Source organism: Vibrio hepatarius, assembly GCF_018860525.1.
GTDB lineage: Bacteria > Pseudomonadota > Gammaproteobacteria > Enterobacterales > Vibrionaceae > Vibrio > Vibrio hepatarius_B.
This window is the reverse complement of record NZ_JAHKPM010000063.1, coordinates 89,141-101,595: the sequence shown is the minus strand read 5'-3', so window position 1 is coordinate 101,595 and position 12,455 is coordinate 89,141. Positions and strand designations below refer to the sequence as shown.

Sequence of the window (12,455 nt, the reverse complement as noted above, 5' to 3'; positions counted from 1 at the left end):
TTCTTATTTTATGGGAACTTTGCTCCCAATGGTCAGTACAGTGTGAAACTTTTCCTAATGATTGTATTTGCCCTGACGTTGGAAAAAAAACACTATACAATATTCGTTTACTATTAATCATCAGGCTAAATAATGAAACAGAATATTTTGGATTTACGTCAGGAACGTTGTCCAATGGCTTTATTGCTTGTTAAGCGTCACGCCAAAGAGATGAACGCTGGCCAAAAAGCTATTATTTATGTTTCAGGCCACGATTCTTTATCTGATATAAAACGTTTCTTACTCAAGCAATCATTTAAATGGGTATGTGAAGAGTTAGATGGCTATTTTCGTGTTCAAGTAATTAAAGGGACCCTGTCGAATGTTTGAAATGGTGAGTCGTTGGTACAAGCGACGTTTTTCCGATCCTCATGCCGTAAGCTTGGTCGCGATCTTACTATTTGGCTTTGTTACGATTTATTTTTTCGGTAATCTAATTGCTCCGCTTTTAGTTGCTATCGTCTTGGCCTATTTATTAGAGTGGCCAGTAACACAGCTTTCTCGTTTTCATATACCTAGAAAGCTTGCAGTTATTCTGGTTATTTTGGGCTTTACTAGCTTGATGCTATTGGCCGTGTTCGGTCTTGTGCCAACGATTTGGAAGCAAGTAGGTAATCTGATTAACGATATCCCCACTATGTATTCGGGTGTGCAAAAAGTGATTGCTGAGTTACCACGGAAATATCCAGAATTAGATAACTTTCAAATCGTAGAGTCTGTAGTGACCAACGCTAAAAACCAAGTCATAGTGATGGGAGAGACCGTTGTCAAAGGCTCTCTTGCTTCGTTGGTTAGTATCGCAACTTTAGCTGTTTATTTAATCTTGGTACCACTATTGGTGTTCTTCTTACTAAAAGATAAACAAGAAATGATGTCTTTAGCGAGTGGTGTGATGCCTCGAAATCGCAAGCTGGCGACGAAAGTCTGGCATGAAATGAATCAGCAAATTTCAAACTATATTCGTGGCAAAGTTATGGAGATCTTAATTGTGGGTAGTGTTAGTTATGTGACATTTGCCATTTTGGATCTTCGCTATGCAGTATTACTTGCTGTTGCCGTTGGCCTTTCTGTGCTGATCCCTTACATTGGGGCAGCTGCGGTTACGGTACCTGTTGCTATAGTGGGATTATTCCAGTGGGGGTTTACACCGCAGTTTTATTGGTTGCTATTAGCATATGGGATTATTCAAGCTCTAGATGGCAATGTACTAGTCCCCATTCTTTTTTCTGAAGCGGTAAATTTGCACCCAGTGGCGATTATTGTTGCAGTTTTAGTGTTTGGTGGGTTATGGGGGTTTTGGGGAGTCTTCTTTGCAATCCCTTTAGCTACTTTAGTCAAGGCTGTATGGAATGCGTTGCCAAGTCACGACGAAGATGAGGCTTATAGTCATCCTGGTTAATGATATAATTCATATATTTACAATAAAAAGCCCGAATGCATATGCATTCGGGCTTTTTATTTGCGTAGAAGGTATATACTTTTTAAAAGATTGTTTTACAAAACATCAGTTTTGTAGGAAGTTTCTTAAGTCTGTGTTGGTTAGGACGATAATAATAAATGACAAGTAACAACTACAAACGAATTACTCTTTGAGGGACACTATGAGATTCAGTCAAAAGATCGTTGCAGCATCGTCAATACTGCTTTTGGTCACTGTCGTGTTACTTTCTATTCAGCAGCTTAGTACTGTTAAGAAAGAAGTTGAAGACTTGGTTGATACCAGTTTAACAGAGATGGTGAAAGGGGTTAAAAATACCGTTGTATCGGAGATGGCGAGTAAAAAATCTCTCGCTCAATCGACGACTGAGGTATTGGAACTTGATCCACAAAATAAGACACGTGTGAAGGATGTGCTCGAAAAACCTAACTTGAAAGGAACATTCTTAGCCGTTGGTTATGCATATGAAGCTGACGGATTTGTAGTCGAAAATGATGATGGATGGGAAGCTGGTCCAGATTACGATCCAAGGGTTCGTCCTTGGTATAAGGAGGCTAAAGCCCAAGGAAAGTTAGTGGTGACAGCTCCATATGTTGACGTATCTTCAAAAAAAGTCATCATTTCGATTGGAACACCAGTCAAGGATAATGGCCGGTTTACCGCTGCCATGTTTTACGATTTAGAGCTGACTGGGCTGGCAGAGTTAGTCAATAGCGCCAACTTACTTGATGCTGGCTACCTATTTATTGTGTCATCTGACGGAACGACTATCGCCCATCCTGATGCAGAAAATAATGGTCAGAACCTGTCAACTTATCTTCCAAACGTAACGCTCAAAGAAGGAGAGCAACGTTTTGAAAAAGATGGCCATTCCTTCATGGTTCACTTAACGCCAGTTCCGAGTGAAAATTGGTATATTGGTGCCATTGTTGATGAAGATATCGCCTTTGCTGCTATTACAGATATGCGCAATAGCTCTGTTGTCTACACCATTATCAGCGTTGTTTTGAGTGTATTGGTACTCAGTTTCTTAATTAAAGTTTTGATGCGCCCGCTCGGTACCTTAAACGAAGCGATAAAAGATGTGGCATCCGGTCAAGGGGATTTGACCAAGCGCTTAGATACCAATACAGATAAAGAATTTGCAGAGCTTGCTGAAGGTTTTAATACCTTTACACAAACACTTCAAACACAGATTCAGCAGTCGAAAGCGATCGGAGCTGAGATTTTACGTGGGACTGAAATGACAGTACAGGGCTCGGAAGAATCAGCTGAAGCAATGCGCAGCCAGTTACTGGAGCTGGAGCAACTAGCGACGGCTATGAATGAGATGGCCGTTACAGCAACTGAAGTCGCGAATAATGCCCAAGGAGCTGCTGGAGCAGCAAAAGAAGCCGATGAAGCTACCCAATCAGGTTCATCTGTAGTCAGTGATACTACTGCGTCAATAGATGCATTGTCAGCACGAATTGATCAGGCAGTAGAAGAAGTTCAAGGGTTAGAATCAGCCACGGCAAACATTGAAACCATCTTGAAGGTCATTAACGATATTGCAGATCAAACTAATCTGCTAGCGTTGAATGCTGCGATTGAAGCCGCACGGGCAGGTGAATCAGGTCGAGGCTTTGCAGTGGTAGCAGATGAAGTGCGAACTTTGGCGCAGCGTACTCAAGAATCTACGACAGAGATTCGCAGTATGATTGAACAGCTTCAGTCAGGTGCGAGTTCGGTATCAGCGGCGATGCGTGAAAGCAAAAGTACCGCTATTGACGCTGTTGAAAAAGCCAAAGCTGCGGATGAATCTCTCCAGCGTATTCGGGATTCTATTCAGAGTATTACAGATATGAATATGCAGATTGCTTCAGCTGCTGAAGAGCAAAGTTTGGTTGCAGAAGAGATCAACGCGAATACTGTCAAGATTAAGGATTTGTCTACTCAAGTTGCAGATGCGGCGGAAGACGCTAACGTTGCGATGAAAGTTCAAACTGAAAATGTCCGGGAACAAGACTCGATTCTTAATAAATTTATTGTGTAGTTGAGTCAAAAATGCCAGCAACAATGCTGGCATTTTTACTTTTTAAGAGACTATCACATGTGAATTATCTGTAGTAACTCATACACGATCTTATACATCCGCTGGTTAGTCACGACTAACTCGTACGACAGAATCGCTTGGTGATCACAGACAGCCCGTTGGTATCGTGACTTATAACTGGACATTTTTGTGTCAGTGAATTTGCTAATTTAGCTATTCACGGATAACTTCTCGTATCCCAAAGTGACGAACGGCACCTCTATGCGAGATGCCGTTCGTGAAAGCTTTTGAACAAAAGCTTCCATCTTAGGTATTTGTTAGTAATTTTATCCTATTCAAGATACGTACATAGATAGGCAGTAAGTCCAAGTGAGGCCTTCTCAGTATTGTGGAAGACCTCTGCTTTGCCGCTATCTACCGCTATGTCGTTTTACTAGCCCCCCTCTGTCCTTCGTACTTTTCCACTAAGTCTCGCTGAATGACTGCACCACCACTTATTATCCTATCTGTCATTACAATACCGTCTAAATGATCAATTTCATGCTGCAAAAGTTCGGAAAAATCACGATCTGTATTGGTCAACGAACATTGCTGTCCGCTCTCATCTGTATAGCGGATATCAATACTGCAATGCCTTTCTACTTCCACAGCAATATTAGGCATGCTCATACAGTCATCCCAGACCACCATCTTCTCTGAGCTTGTACGGGTAATTTGAGGGTTAATTAATACTTGGCTTTTTTGATTAATCCTAATAGCAATCATACGCTTGTTTATACCAATTTGCGGTGCAGCCATTGCTCTACCCCAGCCAAGCTCATACTGGAACTCTTTTAAAGCTACTATTAGTTGTTCAATCTCGTCGGACAAATCAGGATCGTTGAAGTCAACTTCCGCACTTGGAATATGTAAACTTGGTTCGCCAAAGGCTAAGATTTGCGCTTTTTTCATCTGACTAATCTCTTGTTTAAAGTTGTTAAAAACTATCTGTTGGTTTTTGCTGAGTTATGCTTGTTCAAACCGTTTTTCGTTCTCATTGGGTCTCTGTAACAATGATTAATGGTATAGCATTGCTTGGAACGGTGGAAAACATTAAGCCAGCTAATCCAGCTGCTCCTGATGTTGTTGTATTGATACCGTGGCTATAAAGCATGTTTTTAGCCTCTGTAGCCTGTTCATCTGTGACAGTAACAAAGCTGTCTGCACCTACTTTGAGGATATCAAATGCCAAGATTGAAGGTTCTTTACAATCTAGCCTCCCCATATTTGAAACAGGCCCTTTAACAGAAGTTATGACCCCATGTTTGACACTCTGCTGTAAACAGTTCGCCCATTCGGGTTCGGCCACAATAATTTCAGGTTGTACAGGCCATTTGTCTCGTATGTGTTGAGTTACAGCCGCTGCCATACCTCCCACACCAGCCTGTAAAACAACGTGTGTCGGCCATTGGGCTAATCGCTTAAACTCATCTAGCATCTCCTGAGCCAATACCGAATATCCCTGCATGACCAAAGAAGGATAATGCGTTTCACCTGCCCATGATGAATCTGTAATGAGAGTGACTTTATCTGCTTGTGAGCGAGACAAAGCGTTACTCATGGATTCCTCGTAGGTCATTCCTGCACGAATTACTTTCGCCCCTATTTGCTGCAAACGGTTTTCAAATGCACTAGGAACCTGCTCAGATATAAACACTTCGCACTTCAAGCCGAGAAGAGTTGCCCCTTTTGCAACCGAAAGACCATGATTTCCTGCTGAGGCGCAACAAATGGTTTCTTGTTTCAAATAATCATGACTTAATTGCATTACCTCTTTTAGGCTGAGAGTCCTTTTCAAAATTCGACACAGCTTTTCTTCAGCCAAAGAAAAAACGGCATACGCTCCCCCAAGAGCCTTGAAGGAACCAAGCCCCATTCTGTTGGTTTCATTTTTGATAAATAAAGTCGAGCCTCCTATGGCCTCACCAACAGGAGCTAACTCTGTCAATGGAGTTGGTTCATAATCTGTACAGTGTGTTAGCCATGACAGTGGCTTCGTTGGACACGATATTTCTATATAGTCTGAAGTTACCTTGTTCATCATACATCCAAGTTATACGTGCTTTTTTATAGCTTAACTTTTCTAGGTGATGTCTATGCCTCATACTTCTCTGTACTTTTGATGGTTATCCGTCAAAATCGTGCTATTAGTGTTAAAATGACACATGCATACGGATGATCTAGGAAAACTATGATAGAACTTGATAAAGCTGATTTAGCAATACTCTCTATTCTTCAGGAAGATTGTCGCTCACCTCTTGACCTGATTGCCGATGAAGTAGGGTTATCAACGGTTACTGTCCAAAGGCGAATAAAACGGTTACGAGATAGTGGAGTCATTCTGCGAGATGTGTCTGTTCTTGACCCAGAGCAACTGGGGTGGAAAATGACCTTTCTAGTTTTAGTCGAAATGGAGCGAGAGCGCTCCGATATGTTAGATAATTTTCGAAAAAGAATGATTAATGAGCCCCAAGTACAGCAATGTTACTACATTACTGGAGAAGCAGACTTTGCGGTGATTTGCTTGGCGAAAGATATGGAAGACTTCGAGGTATTAACCCATAGACTATTTTTCGACGATCCAAATATCAGGAGGTTCAAAACTAATGTAGTGATGAGACGCAATAAGGTCGGAATGAATGTAATGATTGAGCAAAGGCCTTGATAGAGACACAGATAATCATCGGTCACAAATTGAATCGTTATGCAGAATAGATTTTGCTTAATAGAACACCTGTTTTGCGCGAAATTGGGAGTTTCCTTGTAGTGCTGTTCTGACACCTGCCATAACTGCAAGTATCGCAAACTTAGCAACGAAATCCGCTGCTGAGTAATCGCACTAAGTAGAAAAGGGGCAGGACCAATTTAGGGCAACCTGTCACATCTAGGTTACGAAACTGACAGATTCCCTTGGTAATCACACTAATTCAAATTATCGCTTCACAGCCTCTGGTTCTGCTAGCTCGTTCCGTTTTAGCTGGCTTTGGTAGAAACTAGCATAAGGAGGACGAGTGACGTATTGACCATCCCCTGGCGCCGTTTTTAATTCTCCTTTATCCCAAGCAATCTTACCGTTACAAATTGTAGTAATTGGCTTACCTTGTACTTTCATTCCTTCGAAAATACTGAAGTCGATTTTCGACATATGTTCTTTTGCGGTAAAAGTCTTTTCTTGGTTGGTATCCCAAATGACGATATCTGCATCAGAACCTACTTCGATTGCTCCTTTACGTGGGTAAAGATTAAATATCTTAGCGGCATTAGTTGAAGTGATAGCAACAAACTCGTTTGGACTCAGTTTACCTTGGTTAACCCCTTTGTCCCACAAAACCATCATACGTTCTTCTACGCCTGCAGTACCATTTGGAATCATGGTGAAATTCTCTTTCCCCATCGCTTTTTGTGAAGCGCAGAAGGCGCAGTGGTCGGTAGCTGTTGTTTGAATAGCATCGCTTTGTAGCCCTTTCCACAATGCATCTTGGTGTTTTTTAGGGCGAAATGGTGGGCTCATAACATGTGCGGCCGAGTAGTTCCAATCAGGGTTTTTATATACACTATCATCGATGACTAGGTGGCCAGCCAGGCATTCACCAAACACAATTTGACCATTGTCTTTGGCATATTTTATGGCATCGACAGCGTCTTCTGTCGAAACGTGTACTAAGTAGATAGGGGCACCTAGAGTACCAGCAATATTGATAGCACGGTTGGCTGCTTCACCTTCGACCGCTGGGGGGCGAGAAAGAGGGTGAGCTTCTGGTCCTGTAATGCCTTTTTCTAGTAGCTTTTGTTGCAGGTGATAGACAAGTTCACCATTTTCTGCATGCACAGTTGGCACCGCACCAAGCTCAAGGCAGTTACTAAAGCTATATACTAAAATATCATCGGTGGCCATAATGGCGTTCTTGTAGGCCATAAAGTGTTTAAAACTGTTGACTCCATGCTCTGCGACTAGTGTTTTCATTTCAGCTTTTACTGATTCATCCCACCATGTAATCGCAACATGGAAGCTGTAATTACATTGTGATAGGGATGCCCAGTCTTGCCATTGGTTGTAGGCTTCGATTAAAGACTGATTGGGGGAGGGGATAACAAAGTCGATAATAGTGGTTGTGCCCCCTGCTAATGCAGCGGCTGTTCCAGAAGCAAAATCATCCGAGGCCACAGTACCCATAAATGGTAATTGCATATGCGTATGTGGGTCGATTCCCCCCGGCATGACCAGCTTGCCACCGGCATCGACAATTTCGGTGTCAGTTGGAATATCTAGGTCATGGCCTATTTGGCTTATTTTACCATCAATACACAATATGTCGGCTGAATAGGTTTGCTCGTGGGTGACGACGTCACCCCCTTTGATTAAAAGATTCATAGTTATTCCTTGTTCTTAATGGGTCAACAACGTAAAAGCTCCGTTGACCTTTTGTTCAATTATGCCTTTTCAGGCTGAGCACTAGCGACTGGACGCACCATCGCTGTAGAGGTCAAGTAGTATAGGATTGCGCCAGACAAGGCTCCGGTGAACCATCCGTAGTTATAGAACCAAATCAAAACGTCAAAAGTGATGGCGATGATGGTAAAGGTCACGGGAATGAAGAAGGAGATAAAGCCAGCATAGTTAATTGAAGGGCTTTGCTCTTGATCTGAGTAGAGAGAGGGAATGTCTAAGGTTTGCTTTTTGATCAGGAAGTAATCGACGATCATGATCCCCGCAATTGGTCCCAATAAGCTTGAATAACCTAATAGCCAGTTTGAGTACATAGCTTCAACACTAACATCTGATTCGATCCAGTTGAGTTTTTTCAATAGCTCCCAACTCATCAGACCAAGGCCAACCAGTCCTGTAAGCAGCACGCCACGGGTATGGTTGATTTGTTTCGGTGCAATATTCTGAAAGTCATTGGTTGGTGATACGACATTGGCAGCTGTATTGGTCGATAGGGTGGCAATGATAATGAGCACCATGGCAACCACTACCCAAAATGGACTTTCAATCTTACTGATAAGCGTTATAGGGTCAGAAATCGTTTCACCAAACAGGGTGAAAGAAGCGGAGGTGAGAACAACTCCTAATGCAGCGAAGAAGAACATGGTTAAAGGCAAGCCAATGATTTGTCCAATAATTTGATCTCTTTGCGATTTTGCGTAGCGGCTAAAATCTGGGATGTTCAAAGATAGGGTTGCCCAGAAGCCGACCATAGCCGTAAGACCAGCAAAGAAATAGCTAGCAAGCCCAGCATCTTCGGGTCGGTTTGCTGGAGTCATGATGATTTCCGAATATGAGACTTTGTCACTAGCCCAGAATATAAGGCCAAGACCAACTGCCAGCAGTAGCGGGGCAGAGAGGGTTTCGAGCCACTTGATTGAATCAGAGCCCTTGAGCACTATACCGATATTCAGTATCCAAAAGATAAAGAACCCAATTACTTCACCGATACCGCCAAGATTTGCCCAGTTGGTTGATAACTCAGACAATAGCAGGTGAATTGCTAAACCGCCGAACATGGTTTGGATACCAAACCAGCCACAAGCGACTAGACCACGAATAAGACATGGTATGTTGGAGCCCAGAGTACCAAACGACGAACGAAGAAGTATTGGGAAAGGTATGCCGTATTTGGTTCCTGGAAAGGCGTTTAGTGTCAGTGGTATCAGTACGATTGTATTGGCGAGTAAGATGGTGACTAGTGCCTCTAGCACCGATAGCCCGAAGTAAGTGGTTAACACACTACCCAAGGTATAGGTGGGAACACAGATAGCCATCCCAACCCAAAGCGCGGCGATGTTTACTTTGCTCCAAGTACGTTCTGATATTTTGGTAGGTGCTAAGTCTTGATTATAATATTTACTATCTATTAAGTCTTGGGCAACGTCTAGTTCGTAGAAGTCACCGATCTTTTTCATGCTTGATTGCTTCATTAATTTCTCATCCAATTGAGAAGTTGTCTGACAACAGAGGTTTACTATTCGGTTTCACACAGTGCGGAGTTTGCAGATTCCATTGCAATGCGCGTACTGGCTTCTAGCATTGTGTGCAACAAAACGTTAGCACCTGCCTCACATTCTTGCGGAGAAGTGTTTTCAATTTCGTTATGACTAATGCCGTTCTCACAGGGCGTGAAAATCATACCTGTCGGTACGACATCAGCCATATAGCAAGCGTCATGACCTGCTCCTGCATAGATATCCATGTTTGAATAACCGAGTTTTTCTGCCGCCGCTTTAACGTCATCAGAGGCGTTAAACTCAACTGGGGCGAAATACCAGAATGGGTCAATATCAATTTTGATTTCACGCTCTTTTTCAATGTCTGCGCAGTATTCGGTAAAGACTTTGTCCATTTTGGTAAGAACATCAGCATTTGGATTTCGCAGATCGACGCTGAAGGTTATTTCGCCGGGAATTACGTTACGAGAGTTAGGAAAAACGTGCATAAAGCCAACGGTACCAAGACCATTTTCATAGCGGTGAGCTAACTGTTCAACCTCTGCAATGATTTTTGCGCTTGCGACCATAGCGTCTTTACGTAAGTACATAGGAGTCGTGCCCGAGTGAGATTCACGCCCTTTGATGGTGACATTGTACCAGCGGATCCCTTGACCTAAACGGACTACACCAATAGTTTTTTCTTGATCTTCTAAGATAGGTCCTTGCTCGATATGAGCTTCAAAAAAAGCCCCAATATGGCGACTACCCGGATTTTCTTTTCCTAGATAACCAATGTTTTCAAGCTCATCTTTTAGACGAATACCATCAACATCGGTTTTATTAAGTTCGGTTTCTAAGTCGAAGCGACCGACATAGACGCCAGAGCCTTGCATTGCGGGTTGAAAGCGCGAACCTTCTTCGTTGGTCCAAACCGTAAACTCCATTGGCGCTGCGGTGAGAATGTTATTCTCATGTAAGGTTCTTAGTACTTCGACACCTGCTAGTACACCAAATACTCCATCAAACTTACCACCTGTCGGCTGGGTATCTAAATGACTACCAGTTGCCACAGCCGGTAGTGAGTTATCTTTTCCCTCGCGGCGCGCAAAGATATTACCCATTTTATCGACACTAATAGTGCAGCCGCATTTTTTGCACCAATCGACAAATAGATCTCTGGCTTTGCCATCCAGTTCTGTGGCTGCGAGGCGAGCACATCCCCCTTTTTCCGTTAGGCCAAACTGTGCCATTTCCATCAGGCTTTGCCATAGTCGATCGCCATTAATGCGTAAATCGTTCATAAATAATCCTTTACTCTATTTTTGTCAGCCGAATTGCTGGTGTTGGTACTGCCTGAAGATCTACATTAATGAGGACAGGCGCCGGATTGATTAAAGAAAAAATTGACCAATCAGATTCTGGCGTAAGCCGTGTTACCACCGCCAGAATCAAGTTTGACCCTTTACTACTGTTACAAGCTATAAACTTGGGAATGAAAATAAGGTTCCATCTTTCACACCACCAGATGGCCATCTTTGGCTGATAGCTTTACGCCTAGTGTAAAAACGTACTGAGTCAGGGCCATAAGCATGCAGATCGCCAAATAGTGAGCGTTTCCAACCTCCGAAACTATGGTATGACACGGGGACTGGTAGTGGGACATTTATACCAACCATGCCCACCATGACTTGGTCTGAGAAGTAACGGCTTGCTTCACCATCTCGTGTAAATATGCAGGTTCCATTTCCATATTCATGTTGATTGATAAGTGTCACTGCCTCTTCTAAAGAGTTTACTCTGACGACGACGAGTACTGGGCCAAATACTTCTTGTTGATAAATGGTCATTTCAGGTGTCACCTTGTCGAACAAGGTGCCACCAAAGAAGAAACCTGACTCAAAATTAGGTACGACGATATTGCGGCCATCGACTACGATTTCAGCGCCTTGCGCTTCTGCTTGTGTAACATAAGCGGCTACTTTATCTTTTTGAGCTGCTGTAATTAGAGGTCCCATCTCATTACTGTTATCGCTCCCTGGACCTACTTTGAGCGCTTGAACTTTTGGTTTCAGTTTGTTGATCAGGGCATCAGCGACGTTGTCACCGACTGCAACCGCCACTGAGATTGCCATACAGCGCTGGCCGCATGAACCATATGCAGCTCCCATGAGTGCGCTAGTTACATTATCTAGATCAGCATCTGGCATGATAACGGCGTGGTTTTTTGCCCCACCCAGAGCCTGACAGCGTTTGCCTTTTTCAGCAGCGCGATTGTATATAGCTTCTGCGATTGGAGTAGAACCAACAAAGCTGATAGCTTGGATAGCCTCATCGTCGATGAGTTGGTTAACAACATCAGCGCCACCGTTTACTACGTTGAGAACTCCTGGTGGCAGCCCTGCCTCTTCAGCTAATTGAGCAATATAAACAACGCAAGATGGGTCACGCTCGGAAGGCTTGAGTACAAAGGTGTTACCGCACATTATTGCACTTGGCCACATCCACAGTGGTACCATGGCCGGAAAATTAAATGGTGTGATGCCTGCAACGACGCCTAAGGGCTGAAATTCATTCCAAGCATCAATATCACGTCCCACATTACGGCTGTGCTCACCTTTGAGCAGCTCTGGCATACCGCAAGCAAACTCTACGTTCTCAATTCCACGTGCTAGTTCACCTTTAGCGTCACTTAGTACTTTTCCATGCTCACGGGAGATAAGGTTGCAGATGGTGTCTTGGTGTTGTTCAAGTAGTTGTTTAAAGCGATACATCACTTGAGCCCGTACCGCTGGTGGCGTATTTCTCCAAGTAGGATAGGCCTGTTTGGCTGCGCTTATCGCCATGGTGACCGTTTCTTTTGATGCCATACTGACTTGGGCACATGGCTCACCAGTTGCAGGATTAAATATTGCCTGTGCTTGGCTATTATCTGTGTGGATCTCACCATTAATCAGATGACCAATATGTTCTAACATG

10 protein-coding genes are annotated in these 12,455 nt (G+C 43.3%); 4 read left to right on the top strand and 6 right to left on the bottom strand.

The features are described 5' to 3' along the window. The first annotated feature begins 132 nt into the window (after positions 1–132). The 3 genes from KO511_RS18630 (at position 133) to KO511_RS18620 (ending at position 3,512) form a co-directional block, all read left to right on the top strand. Positions 133–369: a sulfurtransferase TusA family protein gene (locus KO511_RS18630; RefSeq protein WP_215988904.1), complete on the top strand. Its 237-nt coding sequence runs from the start codon at positions 133–135 to the stop codon at positions 367–369. Next, a complete protein-coding gene (locus KO511_RS18625; RefSeq protein ID WP_215988903.1) occupies positions 362–1,438 on the top strand; it encodes an AI-2E family transporter in 1,077 nt (358 codons plus the stop codon). Before KO511_RS18630 ends, KO511_RS18625 begins: the two co-directional genes overlap by 8 nt. Before the next feature lie 202 nt (positions 1,439–1,640). Next, entirely contained in the window at positions 1,641–3,512 is a 1,872-nt protein-coding gene (locus KO511_RS18620; protein WP_215988902.1) for a methyl-accepting chemotaxis protein, read from the top strand. Positions 3,513–3,932: 420 nt separating this feature from the next. Here the strand turns inward: KO511_RS18620 and def are convergent, their stop codons facing one another. After that, positions 3,933–4,463, bottom strand: a complete 531-nt coding sequence (gene def, locus KO511_RS18615; RefSeq protein ID WP_215988901.1) for a peptide deformylase — start codon at positions 4,461–4,463, stop codon at positions 3,933–3,935. Between the two features lie 82 nt (positions 4,464–4,545). Then, positions 4,546–5,595, bottom strand: coding sequence for a diaminopropionate ammonia-lyase (locus tag KO511_RS18610; RefSeq protein WP_215988900.1), 1,050 nt, complete (start codon positions 5,593–5,595; stop codon positions 4,546–4,548). A 147-nt stretch (positions 5,596–5,742) separates the two neighbouring features. Between KO511_RS18610 and KO511_RS18605 the strand changes: the two genes are divergently transcribed. Further along, positions 5,743–6,216 (top strand): Lrp/AsnC family transcriptional regulator, encoded by a 474-nt coding sequence (locus KO511_RS18605; protein ID WP_215988899.1) that lies wholly within the window; start codon positions 5,743–5,745, stop codon positions 6,214–6,216. A gap of 267 nt (positions 6,217–6,483) precedes the next feature. Here KO511_RS18605 and hydA read toward each other — a convergent pair whose 3' ends face one another. The 4 genes from hydA to KO511_RS18585 form a co-directional block, all read right to left on the bottom strand. Continuing rightward, positions 6,484–7,923, bottom strand: a complete 1,440-nt coding sequence (gene hydA, locus KO511_RS18600) for a dihydropyrimidinase (protein WP_215988898.1) — start codon at positions 7,921–7,923, stop codon at positions 6,484–6,486. A 59-nt stretch (positions 7,924–7,982) separates the two neighbouring features. After that, positions 7,983–9,470, bottom strand: a complete 1,488-nt coding sequence (locus KO511_RS18595; RefSeq protein WP_215988897.1) for an NCS1 family nucleobase:cation symporter-1 — start codon at positions 9,468–9,470, stop codon at positions 7,983–7,985. A gap of 44 nt (positions 9,471–9,514) precedes the next feature. Then, complete coding sequence (locus KO511_RS18590; protein WP_215988896.1) at positions 9,515–10,780, bottom strand: Zn-dependent hydrolase; 1,266 nt, start codon at positions 10,778–10,780, stop codon at positions 9,515–9,517. Positions 10,781–10,957: 177 nt separating this feature from the next. Then, the gene (locus KO511_RS18585) at positions 10,958–12,454 is read right to left on the bottom strand and encodes a CoA-acylating methylmalonate-semialdehyde dehydrogenase (RefSeq protein WP_215988895.1); all 1,497 of its coding nucleotides are present in this window, start codon (positions 12,452–12,454) and stop codon (positions 10,958–10,960) included. Position 12,455: the final 1 nt, after the last annotated feature.

Bases quoted from the DNA above. Each gene is read 5' to 3' on its own strand.
- KO511_RS18630 (WP_215988904.1), top strand. From the start codon at position 133: ATGAAACAGAATATTTTGGATTTACGTCAGGAACGTTGTCCAATGGCT.
- KO511_RS18625 (WP_215988903.1), top strand. From the start codon at position 362: ATGTTTGAAATGGTGAGTCGTTGGTACAAGCGACGTTTTTCCGATCCT.
- KO511_RS18620 (WP_215988902.1), top strand. From the start codon at position 1,641: ATGAGATTCAGTCAAAAGATCGTTGCAGCATCGTCAATACTGCTTTTG.
- def (WP_215988901.1), bottom strand. From the start codon at position 4,463: ATGAAAAAAGCGCAAATCTTAGCCTTTGGCGAACCAAGTTTACATATT.
- KO511_RS18610 (WP_215988900.1), bottom strand. From the start codon at position 5,595: ATGATGAACAAGGTAACTTCAGACTATATAGAAATATCGTGTCCAACG.
- KO511_RS18605 (WP_215988899.1), top strand. From the start codon at position 5,743: ATGATAGAACTTGATAAAGCTGATTTAGCAATACTCTCTATTCTTCAG.
- hydA (WP_215988898.1), bottom strand. From the start codon at position 7,923: ATGAATCTTTTAATCAAAGGGGGTGACGTCGTCACCCACGAGCAAACC.
- KO511_RS18595 (WP_215988897.1), bottom strand. From the start codon at position 9,470: ATGAAGCAATCAAGCATGAAAAAGATCGGTGACTTCTACGAACTAGAC.
- KO511_RS18590 (WP_215988896.1), bottom strand. From the start codon at position 10,780: ATGAACGATTTACGCATTAATGGCGATCGACTATGGCAAAGCCTGATG.
- KO511_RS18585 (WP_215988895.1), bottom strand. From the start codon at position 12,454: ATGTTAGAACATATTGGTCATCTGATTAATGGTGAGATCCACACAGAT.